Raw genomic sequence first — 21,980 nt, forward strand, 5'->3', positions numbered from 1 at the left:
GGATAGGCGGGCGGTCGAACGAACTAACAGCCCAAGCCAAAGTTCTCAAGCACGAGCGCAAGATCGGTGTCGTCCACTGCGCCGTCGTTGTTCAGGTCTTCTGGCAGTCCCGAACCGGTCTGACCAAATGCGGTCAGCACCAATGCGAGATCAACGTCGTCCACGCATCCGTCCAAGTTCACATCGCCGGGGATCCGAATGATCACGGGCGTGCAACGGCTGAACTCCGATGTCTCGAAGAACAGGAAGTTGACCGGGAGAAAATGGCGTCGACTCGCGGTCGTCGTTATGAGCGAGCCAACCGGCGCCAAGCCCGGATCGACATCCACACTGAAGCTGAGGATGCCGTTCGCGTCGGTCAGATCTTCTAAAATTGCCAGAGGCTGTCGTCCTTCGCCGTGGTTGCCGGGGTCGCACTGCACGTTCGAATAAAAGTAGATCGCATACCCTGTTTCAGGCAGCGCAGTCAACCTGCCGGAAATGACTGTATCCGTGCCTGTGAAAATCGCGGAAAGAACGACAGGGAAGTTGACGATGTTGTCTTCCGGCGGATCGTCGTTGGGCGTAACGCCATCGTCGCCAACGTCGATGCCGAGGTCGTCGTTGTTGTAAATGCGATTGCCAATGATGCCGTTGATGCGATTGTTCAGCGGTCTGGTTACGCCGTTGCGGTTGTTGAAAGCAATGCGGTTCCAGTGCGTCGAAAATACGCCGCCGACTGTGTTGTACTCGCTTATGCCACGGAATCGAACGCCGTTGAGGCCGTTTCCCAGGTCCATCGTGCCCGTGATGTCGGTGCCAATGCTGTTCAGAACCACGGCATTGCCTCCAGAGTTCTGGATTCCTTCAATGTCGCCCGTAATCTCAATACCGTCGAGCGTGTTTCCACTAATCACGTTGCCGCCATCAAACTGCGCGACCCCGACCGAATTGCCAGAGGAGTTGTCGATGCGAACGCCGACAAGATTAGGCATTGCGGCATTGCCAGAAATGTTGACGCCAATGTGATTGTTTCGAACCACATGGCCGCCGCCGCCCGTGATCAATACCCCGATGCCCGAATGGTTAGAGACGATATTGCGTCCCGTAACGCCTGCTCCTCCAATTTCAGACGCTCGGCTATCCTTGAGAAAGATGCCGTTCGTGGCGTTTGGAGCCGGGTCGCCGGCCTTGTTCAAGCCGATGTAATTGCCCATGATCTTGTTGCGAAGCGCCTGCGCGCCTTCGATCAGTACGCCTGACCGACCATTATTGGCAATGATGTTGCGCTCGCCGGTCTGTCCGGGCGAAACCAGACTGTCCGGCGCGTTAATGATGGCAATACCGTCAAATCCGTTGGGCCGGGAATCGACGCCGTTCGCGCCCGTCCCAACGACGTTGCCCGCAACTTGGTTGAATCCGGCGCCGTTGCCTGTAATCAAGACGCCGTACTGCTGATTGCCCGAGACGACATTGCCAGGCGGCGTTCCCGGATCGTTCGTCGATGCGCCAATAAAGTTATTAGGCGCGCCTGTAATGACTACCCCGCTCAAGTTGGCCAAGCGCGTCTGCCCATCGATCGCCACGCCGATATAGTTGCCCAATATCTGGTTTCCCGTCGCCTGAGCGCCGTTGATCGCAACGCCATGTCCAAAATTATTGCTAAGGATGTTTCTGGCATCTGCGCCGTTACCGCCGATGATGTTGTTGGGCGCATTGGTGATCTGGATCGCATTCCCCGTATTGGGCGCGCCGTTGATTCCATCGGCCACCACTCCGATGCGATTGCCCTCAACCCGATTGCCCGAGGCGCGATTGCCCGTAATCTCAACCCCATGCGCATTCATTCCGATCACATTCATTGCGCCTTCGACCGTGCCGCCCACAATGTTGTTTGCAGCATGCTCCAAGCGAACTCCGTTTCCGATATTACGGCCCAAGAACGATCCATCCGCGTTGGTGCCGATATGGTTGCCCTGAATCTGGTTGCCCGTCGCCGGTCCAAAGCCTTGGATGAAGACGCCGTGCACGCCGTTGCCGACGACCAAATTTCGAGCAGCTGGGACTGTGCCTCCTAGGGTGTTGTTCAAGGCATCGGCCATAAACACGCCGGAGAACCCGGCGCCCATCCGCTGCGATTCGTCTCGATTGCTGCCCAATAAGTTGCCCTGCACAAGGTTGCTGGCGCCGTTCAAGATTCGCACGCTGTTGAACTCGCTGCCCGCAACAACGTTTCGAGCCCCTTCGGCCAGCCCGCCAACCGTGTTGTTTCTTGCCGTCGCCCCGACGATAACGACCCCGATGGTGTTGCCCAGATCATCGGCGTTGCCAGGGACGCCGTCTGGGTTCGATACCATGCCCGTAGCATCCAAACCCAGATAGTTGCCTTGCACTCGGTTATTCTCGACCGTTCTGAAGCCGCCGTCCAGCATGACTCCCGCGTTGCCGTTGTCGGCGATCACGTTGCGAGCGGCTCCGGCCAATCCGCCGATAACATTGTTCGAACCCAGCACAACGATGCCGCCCAAGCCTTCAGTCGCACGGCCATTGCCCTTAGCGCCCGAACCGAATCGGTCTATGCCAACGTAGTTGCCCTCCACAAAAGAGTGCGAGCCGCTCAGAGTAAGCCCGGTGCGGTTGAAATTGGTTATGATCAGGCCGCGGACAACGCTGTCGGAAGGTACCGTGAGGCCGTTCCCCAAGCCCGATACAAAGTGTCCATCGATCTCGATAATGGGCGTGTTCTCGCCGCCAGGTTGAGTCGAACCGTCTATGAAAACCGGCCTAACAATATCCGGCAAGTTGGTAAACGGTTCGTACGTAAGGCCGCCCGTTACGGCAAAGTTAATCGCGTGCGAACCGGCTAGCGCATTGATCTGCATGATGGCCGCCCGGAGTGTGCAGACGCCGGTGAATCCTGACGTGGCATTGCCCGTATCGCAAATGCCGTCGGTTATATCGCCGTCCGGCAAGTCCAGCAGAAGGTTGACCGTAAACGTCGCCATCGTTCGCATACCCATCGATAGGGCCGCCACGCCAGTAGATGTCAACCCTGCGATATCGGTGAACGCGGTCGGATTCAGGCGCATCGGCAAGGCCGCGCGCAGGCCAAGCTCAAAAAGAACGTCCTCAATGACGACCTTCCCATCGTCTGCGCGAGCGACGACGATCTCTCCTGTCTCAAAATTGCAAACTACAAGGTCGTCATACTCGTTCGCGGTGATCCGTGCGCGAAAAGCGATCGACCGGTCGCCAGAGAAGGGAACTCGGCCTTTAGCGGCGATCGATCCGTCGGGCTCGACTACCCGAACATCGCCTGTAACCGAAACGGTCGCGATTTGATAATCTCCGCCGTTGGCAAAGCGCCCTGGAGCCATCGCTGTCAGCGGCATGTTTAGGACAAGTTTGCTTTGGGCAGGCAATACGCCCGACTTTCCTCCGTGCGAAAGCATCCGATCCCGGCCAAAGACGACGAACAGCCCCTCATCGGTCGCGCAGGCGATATCGATCCAGGGTTTGTCGTCAAACTGAGCAGGCGCGATTGCGTTAATTCTTCCCGGAGCTCGGACTCTCTCTGCAATCGCTCTCATCGCGCCTTCGGGCCCTTCATAGACATAAAGTTCAAAGGACTGGCCTAAGTCGATTCCGATCAGCAGGTCAGCCAAACTGTCGCGGCGGTTCGCATCGCCGGAGGCTAAAGCCGTGATCGTGCCCGACAACAGACTCCTCTGTGAGATCGCGAAGGCTCCTCCACCATTGCCGGACAACCACAACAACTCCGATCCCTTTCCGCAGACAATGTCCGTCCTTCCGTCGGCGTCAAAGTCGCCCGATGCAACGAGCTCCGGCGCAAACGGCAGGGCAGTGTCGACCGTGTGCGGCAAGAACGGATCGCTGCCGCCGCCTAAGTGCGGGAAGATCGCGCCCGGGTTCCCCAATTGAACGCGAACGGATGCGCCATGAACGAAAGCAACGTCTTGAATCCCGTCGCCGTTGAAGTCAGCCGAGGCCATTTGTTGGCTATAGGCGGGCAGAAAGTAGAGAGAGAGTAGTATGCATATCGAGAGTTTCATGTCGAGCCCTCCCGGTTCGTTTCATAGATTGTACAACAGATTTAAGCCGATTGAAGAAACCCCTCGCCCGATGCAAGAGCGAGGGGATGGCGAGTTTACTGCTTGCGCCGTCGCGAGCGCACCGCCAATGCGATCAAACCGCCGCCCAAGACGGCCATCGAGGCGGGCTCGGGCACGGGTTCGCCATAAATAAAGTCGTCCATGACGACGACATCGTGTCCGTTCAGCGGATCGTCGTTAGGGCCGCTGTTCAAACCCATTGCAGCGTTTCCGCTGAAGATTCGAACGCGGGAGACGATCCGATCGGCGAACTTGACTCCGGCAAAGGAGAAACTTTCGTGAGGATTAACGCCCGCAGGAACGAAGATGGAGTAGATCAGACTGTTGTTGGCGTCGTAATACTCCATCTTTGTGCTGTCGGGCAGGTCGATGTCGGTAAACACGGCGCCAAACCCCGTAACCGTCGCCGGGAAGTTGGTACCGGCTACGAAGAAGCGCACGTCGGTAATGACGCTGTCGAGCGCGGTGAACAGCCTTTGCTGGCTGAACACGGCGAACTCGTTCGGATAAGAAGCGTTGATCCGAGCGTACTCGACCGGGGTATTGGTCGGGTTGCTGTCGTCCGCGCTCAAGAGAAACCCAGAGCCAGGCGTTGTGAACTCGGCGCCGCGGGCGCGGGGCGCGACCGGCGCGTTGAGAAAGTTGCCGGGGAAGAGGTTAGGATCCGAGAAGGCATCGCCCACCGCGTCCCAGTTGATTTCTCTTCTACCGTTTGGATTGCCCACGCCAGGCGTGTTGGCGTTGAGCGGTCCCAGCAGGGTTCTGTACTGATTGACGACGCTGAGCACCGCGGCGTGATCGCCAGAGCCGGCCAAGACGGTTTGGCCGTGGACCGGCAGCGCGACCGCCACCATGGCCGCTACCGTCAAAAAGATGTACTTGTTCGGCATTTTGACCTCCCATTTCGACTGAATGTATGTTCAGTTTATCGATGGGAGGCCTCTTGCCGCATACGCCGTTTGGCCTATTTTGAGGCTGAAATTGTGCTACAAATTCTCAAAAAGCCGTTCAGCACCCCATGCCAAAGCCTTCTAAGACCATAGCCAGGTCGGAGTCGTCCACCACGCCGTCGCGGTTGAGGTCGGCATTGCGGCGGCCGGTTTGGCCAAACTCTTCCAGGACGATTGCCAGATCGATATCGTCCACACAGCCGTCAAAGTTAACGTCTGAATCGGGCACAGGGGTCAGCAGATAGCCGATGCCGTTGCCGTTCGCCACGATCTGGTTGTCGTTGTTGATGTCCCTGGCTTCTTGAAACACGCCCAAAAAGTCGGCCGTTACTAAGTCGTTCAGGTCCTGCATCACCCCTGAATAGAGGAAGGCCCGATCGACACCGCCGCTTCGATAGAAGCCGACGATCCATTCTGCATCGTTGATAGAATAGGCTTGAGAGACCGTTCCGCTCAAGGCGCCCAGGTCCTCGGACAGACCAAACCGCCATCGGCAGGCGCGGTTTTGGTTCAGGTGGTTGTTCGCATAGCCTACGATAACGCCCTCGTTGTTGATGGAATAGGCGCGGCCTATGCTGCCGCCGAGCAATGGCAACTCGTTTGCGATTCCGAACTCGTACACGAAAGGCTTTTGTTCGTTCGATGCATTGGTAGAGTATCCTACCACTCGGCCCGAGTCGTTTATCCCATACGCCCAGCCCAAGTTTCCGCCTAGCGACGGTATTGCGGTCATTGAGGAGCCGTCATATCTATAGGCGCGATACTGGCTGTTGGACAACTGGGCCGCTCCGGCGATGAGCCCCGATGCGTTGATCGCCCACCCGTAGCTGCGCTGACCGCCAAGAGTCGGGATTGGAGCCATGTTGCCGTTTTCATACCGGAATCCTGTCGGAAGGCCGGATGCATTGTTCGAGTAGCCGACGATAACGCCCAGCGAGTTGATGTCGTAAGCCTCGCTGCGGTTGCCGCCCAAGAAGCCAAGCCCGGTCATCGTGCCGTTTTGCCACACAAAGGCCTCGATCGCCGACCCGCCGATGTTAGACCGTCCGACGACGATGCCGCTATCGTTCAACGCGTACGCCTCGGTCGTGCCCGTGCCGAGATTGCCGAGATTAGTTACTGCAAAGCGCTGCGCGAACGCCGTACCGACAAGCAGGGCCGCGCACGAAACGAGAATCGATTTGTTTAGCATGGCTAAATAATACCTCCAGGTCAAGGAAAGAGTATTGGATTCAGTGGACTGGCAGCCGGTTCGCCCGGTTGCTGTCCCGGATGAAACGCTTGCAGATCGGCTTGGCGATGCGGGCTGTCCGGTTCCATAATCCGGGTGCCGTCGGGGTAGTAGATGACGGTCATGGCCTCTCGCATGTAACTGCTGCGATTGGGACCGGCCATGTGCAGCGTCAGGCCGGAGTGAAAGGTCGCATCGCCCGGTTGAAGCTCGTATTGCGTTGTCGGCCAGCCGCGCTCGGCCACCATCTTTTCGAATTCGACATGGTTTTCGTCGGAGATCGCTCGGTGGCCCAGGAAACCTTCTTTGTGAGAGCCATCGGCAAAACTCATGGCGCCCATTTCGGCCGTTACGGGACAGAGCGCCATCCACATCGTGATCGTGTTGTCGGTGTCCAGCGGCCAATAGTGCTGGTCTTGGTGCCACGGGGTGTTTTTACCGCCCGGTTCCTTGAACAGCGCCTGGTCGTGGTAAAGGCGAACGGACGGCGCGCCCATGAGCTGGGCCGCGATGGAGGCAAACCGTTTTGCGAATACGAACTCCCTGCATGGTGCGTTCAATTGCCAGAGGTTTGTGATTTGCACGAACCGGCGCTGCTCGCCGCCAATGCCGGGTTGAATGTGGCGCTCTTCGGCTGCAATAGCGAGGGTGTTCGCAATGGCGTCGCGATAAGGCTGCAGCGCGTCGGGGTTAAGCAGCCCTCGAATCACCGCTCGACCGGTATCCCGATACTCTTCGACAACTTCGGAAGCGACCAGGAAAGGTTCGTTCAGGTTCACACGATAGATGTTCACCTGAAAGCGATAAGAATCCTGCTAAGAAAAAAAGGCCGGCAGCCAATAAAGCAGACTGCCAGCCTTTGACCTTGACTGTTCTAAGGACTTAGTTTCGGCGTCGTCGGAGCGCCAAGGCGCCCAGTCCGCCAACCAGAGCGATCATCGATGCCGGCTCTGGCACCATGCACCACTGGCCGCGAATCTCTCCGCCAGGGAACACGTTGGTGTGAACGTTGAAGTACAGATTACCAGCCATCAACGCAGCCTCGCTAGCGATCGGATTGGTCATGCTAGCGCCCGACACTGTGTAGTGAATGACGCCGGGCGGGCTCTCCGTCCAGGTACCGGGGGCGCCCGTGTCGAACACGATTGGGCCGTTGGAACCTGCGGGCGCAACATGGTGATGCGCGCCTCGAAGGAAGTTCATGTTCAGCTGGCCGCCGGGCAACTGAATGCCCCAAACGTCAACGATCAAGGTGAACGTCTGATTGGAGTCATCATAGAACATTGTGGCGGCGCCGAACGCATTGGTATTGCGCGGCGGCACTTCCTGGAAGCCTGTTAGAGCAGCCTGAAAGTGATGGATCATGGCCTCAGCCTTGGGCGCGCCCATAGTGAGCGAACCGGCGACCAAAGCCGCTGCAACAAGCAGCTTACAATTGAACCGCATACTCATCCTCCTTTGCTTAAGATGGAGTCTTTCGACAAGGATTCTTCGCCCTCGCCGCTGAAGCAAGTTTACCCAAACGAAAGGCGATCCTTGCCTTCATTCCCTAAACATTCGCTTTCGCGGCTAAAGTTCCTGCATGGCGGCCAGAACGTTTATCATCTTTCTGCGAACGATGAGCCACTCCGCTTTTTCGGGGGTGTAGAGAACGTGATTGGTCAAGACTATAACCGCCGACTTCCGAGTTCGATCGATGACGATGGCCGTACCGGTGAATCCTGAATGCCCAACGACCTGGCGCGAAAAGAGGTCGCCCCGAGGCAGCATCTCGTTGGGCTCGGCAAACCACCCAAGGCAGTGCCAACCCAATTGGCCGTCAAGACGCACGTGCGGCGACAAAAATCGCTCTGTGGCCTGCGGGCTAAAGAGACCCTGACCCTCGTTCAACAGGCAACGAACATAGGTCATTAGATCGTCGATAGTCGAAAAGAGGCCGGCATGGCCGGCGACGCCGCCCATCCACCAGGCGTTTTCGTCGTGGACTTGGCCTTTCAAGGTGCTTTCGGGCCGGCTTCGGCTGTGCCCGGTAACGACCGCCCGTTTCTGTTGAGCTTCGTTTGGTCGATAGGTGGTTGAGTTCAACTTGAGCGGTGCAAAGATGTACTTTTTCGCAGCCTCATCCAGGCTTTGGCCATAAACTTGCGCCAAGATTTCGCCCAGCAAGATGTAGCCCAAGTCGCTATATTCGTACTCCGTGCCGGACGGTCGTTTGAGAGGCGTCGCCGCGATTTGCTCGATCGCGCTTTTGTCGGGAGTTTGGTAGAGCGCCTTCCAGGAGGGCAAGCCGCTGACATGGCCGATCAAATGGCTGACCGTAACATCTTTGAGATACTGGGCGTCCGGTATCCACTTCGTTGCCTTCTCCGCTAGGCTGATTAGGCCCAATTCCAACGCTTTCACCAACAGGGATCCGGTCGCAATGGGCTTGGTGAGCGAGGCCAGGTCGAACAGAGACGTCGAGGTCGCCTGTTCGTTCCTATCGGGATCAGAAAGCCCTCTAACTATCTTTACTTTTGCCCCGGTCGGCGTTACCAGAGCGCAGGCAGCGGCGGAGAAAACTTTAGATTCTATGGAATCGTCAACAAGATCTCTTAAGACTTCGGGGCTGCTCATTCGCGGCGAAGTTCGACAGGACTTGCTCCGTTCCTGTCGTATAATCTGAACGGGAACACGCATATGAAACGAACTGCGCTGGTGGCGTGCTTGGTTACAATGACTGCCGTCGCACAAAATACCGACTATCCGGGCGCGCGCTGGATTCCGGCCAACAGCGGCAATCAAACGGCATCGAATCGCCCGGCGACGTATCCTGTCGATTACATTGTGATCCACGTAACCCAGGGTTCCTACAACGGCGCGATCAGCTGGTTTCAGAATCCGGCCTCTCGGGTTTCAGCCCACTATGTCATTCGCTCCAGCGACGGCGAGATTACGCAGATGGTGCGCGAGAAGGACATTGGCTGGCACGCGGGCAACTGGAACTACAACACTTGGTCGGTCGGGATCGAGCACGAGGGCTGGGTCGATCAACCGCAATGGTTCACGACCGCGATGTATCAGTCGTCAGCCGCGCTCGTTCGCGACATCTGCCGCCGTCAGGACATTCCGCGCAACCGTGTTTACATCATCGGACACAACGAGGTGCCCGGAGCGACCCACTCCGATCCCGGACCTTACTGGAACTGGTCGTACTATATGCAGTTAGTGCAATTGGAAGCCCTGTACCATTCGGCGCAATATCCCATTCAGATTCGACCGGGCGAACGGATCGTGGCGACCATTAGAATGCTAAACAGCGGCGCGACCGATTGGACCCCGACCGGGTCGAGCCATGCGCGATTGGGCACGGCCAACCCGCGAGACCGCATCAGCCCGTTCTTTACTCAAGGCGATTGGGTCTCTTACAACCGTGCGACGGGAGTCGATGCCCTGACGGCGGTCAACGCTGTCGGCGACTTTTCGTTCGTGTTGACCGGCCCCAGGGAGTACGGCCAATACAGCGAGAGCTACCAATTGGTGAGGGACGGGATCACATGGTTCGGTCCTGTCGCAACCTACAATATTCTTGTGGTTCCTTGGGAAAAGCATTACGACAATCGACATGTCGATGCGACGTTTCACGGACAGTGGCGAACAAGCGAGATCGGCAACGATCGTTACGCCCAGGACTACCGATGGATACCCGTGTCGAGAGGCTCGACCGCGATTGCCCGCTGGCGGCTGAACGCGCCGATCGACGGTTGGTACGACGTATACGCTTGGTGGACGGCCGGATCCAACCGAACCGCTTCGGCACCCTACGAGATCGTCCATTCGGACGGCGTGCTGCGCAAATCGCTGGACCAGACGACGAATGGCGGGCGGTGGAACCTAATCGGCAGAGTGCGACTGGATGCAGGCGGCGGCAGCGTCTATTTGAAAGCAAACGGCACAAAGCCGGGGGTTGTGATTGCAGATGCGGTACGGATTATCGGTCCTTTTTAGTCTTGCAGGAGGCTCAAAATGAGAGCATTTGGCATTGGCCTGATAATGGTCTTGCTCGCCGTTGCACAAGCCCAGGTCGACTTGAAGACCGACTCAAGACTTTCCAAGACGATAACAGCCGAAGAGATGTTCTGGCCGCTCAGCGACTTCTGCAAATCGATGACGGAGACGACCGGCCTGCAGATTCGAGTCGCCAAGCATCTGGAGGCTCGCAAAGTCGCCGTCTTGGTCAACGATCGGCCTGCTTGGTATTTGATGGAGAAAGCGGCCGAGGTCTCCAACTGCGTTTGGAACAAGACGGACGACGGCTATACGCTGATGCAGACCCCTGCGGCGGCTGATTTGGAACGCAGGACGGTAGATGCGTTTGAGAAGGCTCGAAAGCAGGGATTGGAAGACGCTATCAACTCGGCTCTAGCCAGTCGCAACGCCGACCTGAATAAGAAGATCGCTCGATTGGTCGATCTAAGAGATAGGTACGAGGAAGCAAGGCACGACCGCGACATTGCGGCTTCTATCAGCAAAGAGATAGCGAACTTAGAATCCGAATTTCAACGAGCAATTATTCCAGGCCTGCTGTTTGGAGCCATGTCCAAAGAGCACTGGGGCAGATTTTGGGATGGCGACCCGCTCAAGGCATCATCCGACGGCGAAGCAGACATCAAACTCGGCAGCGACTTTCTAGCCGCGGTTGGCGCCATGCGAAACTTGCCCCATAGCCACGACGAACCGCGAACCGACATTCTGGGAGGCAAGGCCGACTTGGTCTATGATCCAGAACTTCACACAGTGCGTTTCCCGGTCGAGCTAAATGTAGATGGGGGAAGCTTTCGATTCTTATATGGCCTGTCAGACCATTTGGACTCAGATCGGTTCAGCGCCGCAGTAAAGACCTCGGTTTACGCCAAGTCGGTGGGGAATTGGGCTGTCGAAAAGCAGTCCAGTAGTTGGGATCTCGCTCTCGACCTGCGTCGTATCGATTCGGGAGACGACCTCATCGAGAAACCGGACCATGCGCAAATGCTTGATTGTCTAAAAGACAACGGGTTCGAGTATGTGATGGATGCCTTTCGCGCAAGGCTGACTTTCTGGCCGAAGCTCTTAGTGCGCCAAGGTACGCTGAAGGAACTTGCAGAGTCCTTCCTTATTAGCGGCCGCGTACTGAGAATCGAGGGGAAGGCGATCGTTGGTCGTCGCATCGATGCGCCTGTGCTTGGCAGATATGAAATCGCGGAACGCCAGATCTCCCCGTATGAAGCGATCGTCGCCGAAACAAAGGGGCTAGAGCTCGACCAGTTGGCCAACTTTGCCCAACCGCTCTCAAAAATCCAGTATTCCTCATTGAGCGCTGACACATTCATCGCTTCGTGGCACCGCCTGGGTGAGATACCGCAAGACATGTGGCCTGCCCTCCGACTATGGGCGCTTTTGACTGAGTTCCAAAAGGATCGAGCCAAGTCAGAGGAAGGGCTTCGAAAGTCACAAATGACTCCGGTTCAACAAGCCAACTTCAATCGCGCCGCGCTTGGCGGCAGCGAGGGCATATTGCAGGCGCTAGACATTCAAATCTTGCCGGTGGCGAGAACTTCTACAGAGCCAATGATAAAAGCATTGCGCGATGAGTACCAAGGCTTTGAACCTCAAACCGTCAGCGGGATGGCCACGATCCCGCAAGGCGATCCTAACGAAGAGAACGACCCTCGACCGAAATTACCGATTAAAGTCATATCTTGGACGCTAGAAATTTTGCACCAAGATGGAACTGCAAAGTACGTCTATTCGATCGAGCGGCCACAAAAAGAGAAGGCGAAGCCATGAAACTCATTCCAATTCTAGTCCTCTTGCTCGCCGTTGCACAAGCCCAGGTCGACTTGAAGACCGACTCAAGACTTTCCAAGACGATAACAGCCGAGGAGATGTTCTGGCCGCTCAGCGACTTCTGCAAATCGATGACGGAGACGACCGGCCTGCAGATTCGCGTCGCCAAGCATCTGGAGGATCGCAAAGTCGCCGTACTGGTCAACCAACGGCCTGCTTGGTACTTGATGAACATAGTAGCTGATGTCTCCAACTGCGCTTGGAACAAGACGGACGACGGCTATACGCTGATGCAATCGCCCGCAGCGGCTGATTTGGAACGCAGGACGGTAGATGCCTTTGTCCGATTGCGCCGCGAGAGAGCGGAAAAAGCGATTCTGGACGCGATCGAGGCCGCTAAGACAGATGTCAACGAGGCATTGACGAAAATAATGGCGTATAGGCAGAACTTGGCGCAAAGGGTCGAAGGCGAACCGTACGATTGGAAAGAACATGAAGAGGGCGCTCGGCTGCAAACCAAAATTTCGCAGGGATACCTGCCCGGCCGTCTGTTCGCCATGTTTGCCCCCCAACACTGGGAGCGTTTTTGGAGAGGCGATCGGATTACGGCTTCATCGACCAGCGCGGCCGACTTGAAGCTCGATAAAGCCACGATGGCAGCGATCGCCGCTATCATGGGCGACGATCTGATGCCCGGCGAGAGTCTGGGCGCCGCCATCGAACTGCGTTCGTTCGTGCGATACGACCTCGATACGAGCACGATTCATTGCCCCTTGGTCGTCATGACCGATAACTCGGCCTCTATGAGGCACAACGAGTTGGGCGGCGGGCTCGACATGCACAATATGGGCGAGTGGCTGAGCAAGTCGCCTTACGGCGCCGCCGTTGATAAATGGGCGATGACATTAGACGATAAGGCTCTGGACGGCGAACTGCCGCCGAAAGAGGTCAACCGGTTTAACGCTCGTCGAGCCGTTCCAAGGGCTCCCGACGTCATGGCTCTCTTCGATATGGCCAAGGCGCACAAGATCGAACTGGTGATGGACTCGTACCGAAGCTCGATCAACGATTGGAGCCGACACTTAGGCTCTATCGAGCATTGGCGCCACATGGCACAGGCGCTGCGAAACATGGGACGATTCGTGAGGGTTGACGATAACCTCCTTTTAGGACGCCGCATCGACGCGCCCATACTGCATCTTCACGATATTCCCGAACGACTGATCAAACCTTTCGAGAAGATCGCGGCAGAGCAGGGAGGGTTGGAACTGGACCAGATGGCCGACTTCGTCAAGCCGCTGACGGACCGACAGTATCGCGGATTGATCAGCTATCAGGGCATAGTAACCTGGCACCAAGTCGACAGCCTGAGCGAGATGTCCTTACCCATCTTGCGATTGTGGGCAGAACTGACCGCTGTTCAACGCCAAAAAGCGCACGAGGAAGGCGGATTGAAATGGTCGCAACTGACTCCGGCGCAGCAAGCCCTGTTCGAGAAAGCCGCCCAACCGGACGACGCTGGTTTTGGCTTCTTTAGACCGGACGAATCGGCTGAAGCAGAAGTCGTCGAATCCCGATTGGTCGTGCTCAAACAGAGCCACAGGGGTTACCGATTGGACTGGGAAAACAGTTCGATCACATTCCCGAACAAGGAAGAACTGGAAAGGCACATGTCTCAAATGGAGATTCCAGGCGGCTCGGTCGCTTCGGAGGTCGACACCCAGACCTACACAATATCTATCTATCACAAAGGGGTCCATGTGGACCAGCACCACCAATTCAACCGTCCGCGCAAACCGCCTAAGAAAGAGGCATCCCCCGCCGATAATCCTATCTGAGACCCGACATTGGGACGGCCAAAGGATTGGCCAATCAACTCGGCACGGACGCGCTCATCGGAGCGTAACAATGCCGGACAATTCAGTAAGACGAACATTCTGGGATACGCCCACGCTCAATAGCGTTTCGAACGGACTTGACCGAGCGGCCGCCAGGCATCGAGCCTTGGCAGGCAATATCGCCAACGTCAACACGCCCAGCTACAAGCGTCAGGACGTTCAGTTCGAGACTGCGCTCAACAAAGCCCTTTTACCCATAAAGGCCGACAATCCGCGCCATATCGCCGTCTTGCCCGCGCATGGCCCGTCGCCCGCACAGGCCGCTATGACGACCATGCGCCTGGACGGCAATACCGTCGATCCAGACCTCGAAATGGCCATGCTGGCCGAGAACGAGGTCCGCTACGCCACGTTGACCCAAGTCGCCGGACGGCAGTTCCGAGGGCTTGCGTCGGCTATCACGGGCGGACGATAAGGAGGGAATCGATGAGCCTACTCGGTTCGATGAAGGTTAGTTCGTCCGCGCTCACCGCCGAGCGAATGAGAATGGACTTGATCGCGGATAACATTTCCAACGCTGGCACAACCCGAACGCCCCAGGGCGGAGCCTATAGGCGGAAACTGGCCGTATTGGAGGCAATGGCGGACGGCGGCGTGCGAGTGGCCAATGTCGCCCAAGACCCTGCGCCGCTCAAAGAAATCCACGACCCCTCTCACCCTCACGCCGACGCCAGAGGCATGGTGCAAATGCCCAACGTCGAGATCGTCAAAGAGATGGTCGATCTGATCACCGCCAGCCGGTCTTACGAAGCGAACATAACAGCGTTCAATGCGGCAAAAGGCATGGCCATGCGAGCTTTAGACATCGGAAGGGCAGGCTAAACGATGAGAATTGATCCGAAGCCAGTCGCGATACCCCCAGTACAGATTGTCGAGACGCCGCCGAAGCCTGAACAGAGCTTTGGCGAGATGTTTAGCAACTACATCAACGACGTGAACGACTTGCAGATGGCGGCTGGCGAGATGGCGCAAAGATACGCTCAGGGCGAACCGATCGACGAGCACGCGCTACTGATCGCGATGGAGCGCGCGGGGATTGCGTTTCAGCTGACTCTGCACGCTCGCAACAAAGTTCTAGAGGCCTATCAGGAAGTCATGAGGATGCAGGTGTAAGGTTAGAAGATGCCCATCAGACAGCACTTAGGGAGATTACAAGCGTGGTGGTCGAGCGCGGAAAGCTCGACGAAAGTAACCGCCGTCCTCGCGACCATCGTCCTGTTCGCAGTCATTGTCGGCACGGCATTCTGGGCGGCAACGCCGGACTTCCAGCCCGTTTTTACCGGCGTGAGCGAGAGCGATTCGGCCAAGATCGCAACTCTGCTCAAAGAGCGCGGCATCCCAGTGCAAGTTTCGTCCAGCGGCTCGGTCGTCTCGGTGCCCAGCGGACAGGTTCAACAGGCCCGAATTGAAATGCATCAAAAGGGCCTGCCTTCATCGGGCGCCCCCGGATATTCGAGGCTGGGACAGACGGGCATCGGCCAGACGCAGCTCCAAGAACAGACCACGTTGCGCATTGCGATGGAAGAGGAAATCCAGAACACGATCGAACGGCTGGATCCGGTCGAAAGCGCGCGAGTGCACATCAGCGTACCCAAGGAGGCCGTCTTCGCCGCCGACAAGCAAGAGCCGTCGGCGGGCATTACCTTGAAGCTTTCTCCCGGCGCAAGGCTCTCTTCCGAACAGGTGCAGGGCATCGTTCATTTGGTCAGTTATAGCGTCGATGGCCTGAAGCCCGAACGAGTTTCGATAGTCGATTCCGAAGCCAACCCTATTTGGGAGAGCGGACATTCGACGACGACCGGAGTGGGCACGGTCGGCGCTCGCAGAAAGGCCGAACTGGAATACGCCGAACGAATGCGCCGGACGCTCCAACAGAGCGCGGACGAGGCTGCAGGGCAAGGCAAGACAAAAGTTTTGGTGCACGCCGAACTGAACTTCGATTCGGTCGAGCGCAAGTCGGTCGAGTACACGCCGCTAGGAGAACGGACGGGCGCAAAGGTCAGCGAAGCGTCGAGCGTTGAACGATACGGACCTCCGGCGGGCGGCGGCTCGGCGCCTACCTATCCGGCGGGCGGTATCGATTCCAGCGGCCGCGCCTACCAAAACGAAAACAAAGTCGCAAACTACAACATCAACGAAGAGAGGAGGACGATAACGGAAGCGCCCGGGGATGTCGAGCGCCTAAACGTCAGCGTGCTGATCGATAAAGCCGTTCCGCCAGAGACCGTCGCTAAGATCAAATCGGCCATATCCGGGCTGATCGGCGCGGACAATCAGGTGCGCAACGTCATCTGCGAGCAGGTCGAGTTCGACAAAAGCGAGGAGAAAACCGCCGAGGCCGAACGTGCAAAGCTGGCGACCGCCAAAAGGTTCGAAGCCGCCCTAAAGTATTCGCCGTTGCTGCTATTGCTGGTAGTGGCGGTCGTTCTCGCTCGAATCTTGGGTCGAAACATCGGACAGTCCGCAGCGCTGCCTCAGCCGGCTCTGGCGGCAATTGGATCTGGCTACAGCGGTAGCGAAAGCGGAAGCGGAAGCGAAAGCGGAATGGCCGTAACCATAGGCGAAGACGGCATCCAGCGCTACGCGCCCTCGCCTAAGGCGCCCGATCCCGTACTGTCCCTGCTCCCAGCGCTAGGCGATCACGAGCCCGAGCCGGAACTGATCAACATCATCCAATTCACCATCGACAAGCCAGACAAAATGGCCGCGCTTCTGAAACAGTGGTTGAAGCGCGAATGAGCATGGCTAAACAATTCAATCGGAAGCTGACGCCCAAGCAGAAGGCGGCGATCATCATGGTCGCTATTGGCCCCGACGCCGGCTCCAAGATTATGCCGTTCCTCACCCCGACAGAAATCGAAGAACTCACGGTCGAGGTGGCTCGCACGGGCAGCGTGCAAAACGAGGTTCGTTTGGCCGTACTGCGCGAATTTCACGAGCTGTGCGCCGAGCACCAAGGCATTGCAGAAGGCGGTCTTGGGTCGGCGCAAAAACTGCTTCAGGCCGCATTTGGAGACAACGAAGGCGAAGAGATTCTGAACCGTGTCAGCCATGTGATCCAGATGTTGCCTTTCGACGCCATCAAAAACGTCGATCCCACTCAGTTGGCCAGCTTCCTGCAAGACGAGCACCCGCAGACCATCGCGCTGGTGCTGGCCTATCTCGATCCTCCTTCCGCAGCCGCAGTCATCAATGCGCTGCAAGGCGACCTGGCGCCAGAAGTCGCCGAAAGGCTCGCTATGATGGGAAGCACCCCGCCCGAAGTCATCCGCCGAGTGGAAGAAGTCTTGGAGAAGAAACTCTCGTCCGTTACCACGCATGATTTTAGCGCGGCGGGCGGCATCAAAGCGCTGGTCGACGTTCTGGGATGGGTCGACCGGAACACAGAACGGCAGATCATGGAGACTCTTGCCGAGACCAATCCCGAACTGTTGGAAGAAGTCCGTAAGATGATGTTCACCTTCGACGATCTGGTCCAACTGGACGACCGAGCCATGCAGCAAGTGCTGAAGGAAGTCGACCTGAAGGAACTGGCCCTTGCGCTCAAGGCGTGCAGCGAGGCCGTGCGCGATAAAGTTTTCAAATCGATGTCTGAGCGAGCCGTCAACATGCTCAAAGAAGAGATCGAGTACATGGGCCGCGTGCGCATGAGAGTGGTCGAAGAAGCCCAACAGCGCGTGGTCAGCGTCGTGCGCAGACTGGAAGACGCGGGCGAGATCGTGCTGGCGCACGGAGCCGAAGAGGAGATGGTGTAGGCGATGACCGTACCGTTCGAAACTCTGGATGCGGATGCGCAGCCGCCTATCGAGCCGTTCGTGCCGTTAGACGATACGGTCGAGCGTTCTGCAAGCCCGGCGGCAACGACGGAATCGCCTTTTATGGAAGCGCCTTCGAGCGCAATTGCGTTGAATCCATCGGATCTGTATGCCAAAGCGCTCTCGACGCTCCAACAGGCAAACACCGAGGCGGAACGCATTTTCAAGGCGGCCCATTCGGAGGGCTACTCAGCTGGATACAAGGCCGGACAAGAGGCTAGCATCGAGGAAGCCGCGCGCATTAGCCGAGAGGGCCATGCCCGCCTGTCCGAGCAGGTCGATCAATTCTTGGCCGATGTTGCAGCCCAGATCGAGAACTATTTTGAGCAGGGCGCGCAGCAGATTACCGAGCTGGCGCTGGCCATTGCACAAAAGGTGATCAAAGAGCGCGCCGAAGCCGAAAGGGACATGGCGCTGCGCGTGGCTAAAGACGCCATCCGTAGGCTCGGCTCGGTCGAACGGCTCACCATCCGAGTCAATCCGGCCGATTTGGAGCACGTCCGCTCCGAAAAGCGCAACCTGCTCAGCGTTATGGACAGCGCAAGGCAGATCGACGTGATCGAGGATCGGCGAGTGGAGCCAGGCGGCGCAGTCATCGAATGCGAAAACGGAATCGTCGATGCGCGCATTTCGGTTCAAGTCGGCGAACTAGAACGCGCATTGAGCGACAGGGAGGCGGCATGATGCCCAAGGTCAGCATCCCGACGCCTTCCGCCAAAAGGCAGTTAGAAAGGGTGCGAACCTGCGACCCGGTCAAGGTCAACGGCCGCGTCGTAACCGCGATAGGATCGCTAATCGAATCGGTCGGTCCGCCGGCCGAGATCGGCGAGATTTGCGATATATCAAGAGGCAGAATCTCTCGCCCTTTGCAAGCCGAGGTCGTCGGATTTCGCGCAGAGCGGACTCTGCTGGCCCCGATAGGCGATCCGTCCGGAATTCGTCCTGGCGCAGAGGTCGTCGCGACAAGGCGGCGAGCCGAAGTCTCGGTCGGTCGAGAGATGTTAGGCCGAGTGGTCAACGGGCTTGCCGAACCCGTAGACGGCAAAGGACCGTTGAATGCTGAGGCAAAAATGAGGCTACAGCGATCGGCGCCGCCCGCAATGGAAAGACGACCCATCCGCGAACCGATCTCGCTGGGCATCCGAGCGATCGACGGCCTGATAACCTGCGGATTAGGGCAGAGAATGGGCATCTTTGCCGGAAGCGGCGTCGGCAAAAGCGTGCTGATGGGCATGATCGCGCGGAACACCTCGGCCGATGTGAACGTCATCGCGCTAGTAGGCGAACGAGGCCGCGAACTGCGCGAATTCATAGAAGACAGCCTGGGCGAAGAGGGCCTGGCGCGCAGCGTGATCGTGGTGGCGACTTCCGACGAACCGGCCATCCTGCGCCAACGGTCGGCCTTTGTCGCAACGGCCATCGCCGAGTTCTTTCGCGATCAAGGCAATCACGTGCTCTTGATGATGGACTCCATCACGCGGCTGGCCATGGCTCAGCGCGAAATCAGCCTGGCCGCGGGCGAGCATCCTTCTGCGCGAGGCTATACGCCCAGCGTCTTCAGCCTGCTGCCCAGGCTGTTGGAGCGCGCTGGATGCGCCGCGCACGGATCGATCACGGGCGTCTACACCGTCTTGGTCGATGCGGACGATGTGAACGACCCGATCGGCGATGCGGTGCGGGCGATTCTCGACGGCCACATCGTCTTAGACCGTCGCTTGACCTCGCGCGGGCACTACCCGCCCATCGATTGCCTGCAAAGCCTTTCGCGGGTGATGGACCATGTCGTCTCGCCCGATCATCTGGCGCTGGCGCGCAAAATGAGATCGCTGATGGCCGCCTACAAAGAGACCGAAGACCTGATCCAGATCGGAGCCTACAAAGCCGGATCGAATCCGCTGGTGGACGAAGCCATCGCCAAACGAGAACGCATCGACCGGTTCCTGCAACAGCGAATCGACGAATCGGCCTCGTTTCACGATACATTAGAAACAATGGGGAGGACGCTCGAATAATGGTTCCGTTTAAATTTCGATTGCAAAAAGCGCTAGAACACCGCGAAAGCCTGGAAGAGGAAGCAAAGAAGCAGTTACAATTTGCCGTAACCAAGCGAGCCGCCCAAGAGGAGGCCATCCGCGAAAGGCAAGAACAATGGATCGCCTATGCCGCGCGCAGACGACCGAACAACCCGCAAGAACTTACAGAGCGCGAACGCTTTCTAACCGGACTGGAGCGCGAAATCGAACGGCTGAAGAACGAGCTGGACATCTTGTTAGGCGAAGAGAGGGAAGCTAGAGACGCCTACTTGGAGAGGCGGCGAGACTGCGAGACGCTAGAAAAACTAAAAGAGCGCGAACAGGAGGCTCACGCGGTTGCCGCGAGGCGGTGGGAGCATCGGCAAAGCGATGAGGCCATAGCGCAACGGAGGGCGGCCTGATGAGTATCGGAGGCCCAAACGCGGTTCAGCATCGCATCCGACAGATCGAGGCGAGAATCGCCGAGATCGAAGGGGAGACGGTCCAACAGGAAGAGATATTGCCTCTTGGCTTTCCCAGCGGCGGCCCCATCCCCAGCGGTCTAACCTTGAGACGCGCAGGCGACTTCGATTCTATCATCGAATCCGCGGCGACCCGATACAATTTGAGCTCAGAACTTCTGAAGGCCGTGATCGACGCAGAATCGAGCGGCGACCCAAGCGCCGTATCGCCAAAAGGCGCGATGGGACTGATGCAACTGATGCCGGGCACGGCCAAAGCGCTGGGCGTCAGCGACCCGTTCGACCCCGAACAGAACATTGACGGCGGCGCAAGGTATCTAAGAAGATTGATGGATCAGTTCGGAGAACCTTCGCTCGCGCTGGCCGCCTACAACGCCGGCCCCGGAGCGGTCAAAAAGTATGGGGGCGTGCCGCCCTATCCAGAAACGCAGAACTACATCCAAAAGATTTTGTCGAACGTTCGATAACGGAGGAATAGAGATGAAGAGAGTGTGGTTTGTGGGTCTTAGCATGATGCTGGCCGCGGTCGTCGCCATGACGGCGGGTATTTCGATTGTGGGCGCGCAGGACGAAGGCGCAGTGGATGCGCCCAAGTTGCGCGAGATGCTGGTCAACCTCGGCTACGAGGTCAAGGACCTCAACTCGAAGGTTGGCGAAGAGAAGTACGAGTTTAAGATCACTAAGAACGATCTGGACGTGCCCATTGCGGCCGAGGTCAGCAAGAGCAAGAATTTCATTTGGCTGACGGCTTTTTTAGGCGAATACACGCGGCAGACGCCCGAGAAACTGGAGAAGATTTTGAAGGCGAACGGCTCCATCCAGCCGTGCATGTTCTATCTGACGAGCAAGGAGCGCCTTATGGTCGCCTTGGCCGTGGATAACCGAACGCTAACGCCGGCCGTGCTTCGGCGCCGAATTGATAAGATAGCGACCGACGTAGCCACCAATCAGGAAGTGTGGAATTTGGACTAGAATAGTGCGGGGTTTGGATTAGAATCTTATTGAATGCGCCGTTTTCGGAACCTTCCGCCTGGCCCCGTCTCGAAAAGTACCGCCGGCGTCCCCGCCTGGCCCCCCAAGTACCGCCGGCGTCCCCGCCGGCCCCCCAAGTACCGCCGGCGTCCCCGCCGGCCCCCCAAGTACCGCCGGCGTCCCCGCCTGGCCCCGTCTCGAAAAGTACCGCCGGCGTCCCCGCCGGCCTCGTTCGCTCGTTCAGGGTTCGATTCGTACTCAATTTTGTGCTACATTTTCGAAGATTCCCGTTCGCGCATGATGTTCCGATCCCTTCGCGCCCGCAGATGCGGAAGGATTAGATCGCTCTTCCCCCTAAAATCGCTCGGGAGGGCGAGCGGCCCCGCGAGCCGAAAGAACGGGACAGAACCCAAGCCGCCCCTCCCCTATATCCCCTCCCCAATCGCGGAGCGATTGGGGAGGGGACTGAATCTAAGAGGGCCGGTCAGATTCCCTCTGGCGCGATTGGGGAGGGGAACGAAAACGAACAGCCAAACCCCACAAACGGCCTTTACTGGCCGCCCAAAAACGAACCCAAGCCCAAACCCGCGACCGAGCCCAAGCCAGCCCAAACCCGCGACCGAGACCCAAAGCGAACCGGACGAAACCGAGCGACCCGCAAAATCCGCCTACGAAATCCTGGCCGAAGTCCTCGACGTCGACC

19 protein-coding genes are annotated in these 21,980 nt (G+C 57.8%); 13 read left to right on the top strand and 6 right to left on the bottom strand.

Going from position 1 to position 21,980, the window contains the following annotated elements:
* Positions 1–23 precede the first annotated feature (23 nt).
* The 6 genes from HUU60_03655 to HUU60_03680 all read right to left on the bottom strand — a co-directional run bounded on the left by HUU60_03655 (position 24) and on the right by HUU60_03680 (position 8,909).
* On the bottom strand, positions 24–4,052 hold the full coding sequence (locus HUU60_03655; GenBank protein ID NUL81804.1) for a hypothetical protein: 4,029 nt from the start codon (positions 4,050–4,052) through the stop codon (positions 24–26).
* A 95-nt stretch (positions 4,053–4,147) separates the two neighbouring features.
* Positions 4,148–5,002 (bottom strand): PEP-CTERM sorting domain-containing protein, encoded by an 855-nt coding sequence (locus tag HUU60_03660; protein ID NUL81805.1) that lies wholly within the window; start codon positions 5,000–5,002, stop codon positions 4,148–4,150.
* A gap of 118 nt (positions 5,003–5,120) precedes the next feature.
* Positions 5,121–6,254, bottom strand: coding sequence for a hypothetical protein (locus tag HUU60_03665; protein NUL81806.1), 1,134 nt, complete (start codon positions 6,252–6,254; stop codon positions 5,121–5,123).
* 20 nt (positions 6,255–6,274) lie between these two features.
* A complete protein-coding gene (locus tag HUU60_03670; GenBank protein NUL81807.1) occupies positions 6,275–7,087 on the bottom strand; it encodes a phytanoyl-CoA dioxygenase family protein in 813 nt (270 codons plus the stop codon).
* An 88-nt stretch (positions 7,088–7,175) separates the two neighbouring features.
* Positions 7,176–7,739 carry a CHRD domain-containing protein gene (locus HUU60_03675; GenBank protein ID NUL81808.1) on the bottom strand — a complete coding sequence of 188 codons (564 nt, stop codon included), beginning with the start codon at positions 7,737–7,739 and terminating at the stop codon, positions 7,176–7,178.
* 123 nt (positions 7,740–7,862) lie between these two features.
* On the bottom strand, positions 7,863–8,909 hold the full coding sequence (locus HUU60_03680) for a serine hydrolase (protein ID NUL81809.1): 1,047 nt from the start codon (positions 8,907–8,909) through the stop codon (positions 7,863–7,865).
* 63 nt (positions 8,910–8,972) lie between these two features.
* Between HUU60_03680 and HUU60_03685 the strand changes: the two genes are divergently transcribed.
* The 13 genes from HUU60_03685 (at position 8,973) to HUU60_03745 (ending at position 21,277) form a co-directional block, all read left to right on the top strand.
* Positions 8,973–10,280: an N-acetylmuramoyl-L-alanine amidase gene (locus HUU60_03685; protein NUL81810.1), complete on the top strand. Its 1,308-nt coding sequence runs from the start codon at positions 8,973–8,975 to the stop codon at positions 10,278–10,280.
* Between the two features lie 18 nt (positions 10,281–10,298).
* Positions 10,299–12,098, top strand: a complete 1,800-nt coding sequence (locus tag HUU60_03690; GenBank protein ID NUL81811.1) for a hypothetical protein — start codon at positions 10,299–10,301, stop codon at positions 12,096–12,098.
* Complete coding sequence (locus HUU60_03695) at positions 12,095–13,936, top strand: hypothetical protein (GenBank protein ID NUL81812.1); 1,842 nt, start codon at positions 12,095–12,097, stop codon at positions 13,934–13,936. Before HUU60_03690 ends, HUU60_03695 begins: the two co-directional genes overlap by 4 nt.
* A 70-nt stretch (positions 13,937–14,006) precedes the next feature.
* Positions 14,007–14,411, top strand: coding sequence for a flagellar basal body rod protein FlgB (gene flgB / locus HUU60_03700; protein ID NUL81813.1), 405 nt, complete (start codon positions 14,007–14,009; stop codon positions 14,409–14,411).
* An 11-nt stretch (positions 14,412–14,422) separates the two neighbouring features.
* Positions 14,423–14,818, top strand: a complete 396-nt coding sequence (gene flgC, locus HUU60_03705) for a flagellar basal body rod protein FlgC (GenBank protein NUL81814.1) — start codon at positions 14,423–14,425, stop codon at positions 14,816–14,818.
* A gap of 3 nt (positions 14,819–14,821) precedes the next feature.
* Positions 14,822–15,109, top strand: a complete 288-nt coding sequence (gene fliE, locus HUU60_03710) for a flagellar hook-basal body complex protein FliE (GenBank protein ID NUL81815.1) — start codon at positions 14,822–14,824, stop codon at positions 15,107–15,109.
* 9 nt (positions 15,110–15,118) lie between these two features.
* Positions 15,119–16,735, top strand: a complete 1,617-nt coding sequence (gene fliF, locus HUU60_03715; protein NUL81816.1) for a flagellar M-ring protein FliF — start codon at positions 15,119–15,121, stop codon at positions 16,733–16,735.
* Positions 16,736–16,737: 2 nt separating this feature from the next.
* Positions 16,738–17,751, top strand: a complete 1,014-nt coding sequence (fliG, locus tag HUU60_03720) for a flagellar motor switch protein FliG (protein ID NUL81817.1) — start codon at positions 16,738–16,740, stop codon at positions 17,749–17,751.
* 3 nt (positions 17,752–17,754) lie between these two features.
* Positions 17,755–18,495, top strand: a complete 741-nt coding sequence (locus HUU60_03725) for a hypothetical protein (protein ID NUL81818.1) — start codon at positions 17,755–17,757, stop codon at positions 18,493–18,495.
* A complete protein-coding gene (locus HUU60_03730; GenBank protein ID NUL81819.1) occupies positions 18,495–19,823 on the top strand; it encodes a FliI/YscN family ATPase in 1,329 nt (442 codons plus the stop codon). The genes HUU60_03725 and HUU60_03730 overlap by 1 nt, the downstream gene beginning before the upstream one ends.
* On the top strand, positions 19,823–20,245 hold the full coding sequence (locus HUU60_03735; GenBank protein NUL81820.1) for a flagellar FliJ family protein: 423 nt from the start codon (positions 19,823–19,825) through the stop codon (positions 20,243–20,245). Before HUU60_03730 ends, HUU60_03735 begins: the two co-directional genes overlap by 1 nt.
* Positions 20,245–20,772 carry a lytic transglycosylase domain-containing protein gene (locus HUU60_03740; protein ID NUL81821.1) on the top strand — a complete coding sequence of 176 codons (528 nt, stop codon included), beginning with the start codon at positions 20,245–20,247 and terminating at the stop codon, positions 20,770–20,772. The genes HUU60_03735 and HUU60_03740 overlap by 1 nt, the downstream gene beginning before the upstream one ends.
* 13 nt (positions 20,773–20,785) lie before the next feature.
* The gene (locus HUU60_03745) at positions 20,786–21,277 is read left to right on the top strand and encodes a hypothetical protein (GenBank protein NUL81822.1); all 492 of its coding nucleotides are present in this window, start codon (positions 20,786–20,788) and stop codon (positions 21,275–21,277) included.
* Positions 21,278–21,980 lie beyond the last annotated feature (703 nt).

Source organism: Armatimonadota bacterium, assembly GCA_013359125.1.
Taxonomy (GTDB): Bacteria; Armatimonadota; Fimbriimonadia; order Fimbriimonadales; family GBS-DC; genus JABWCR01.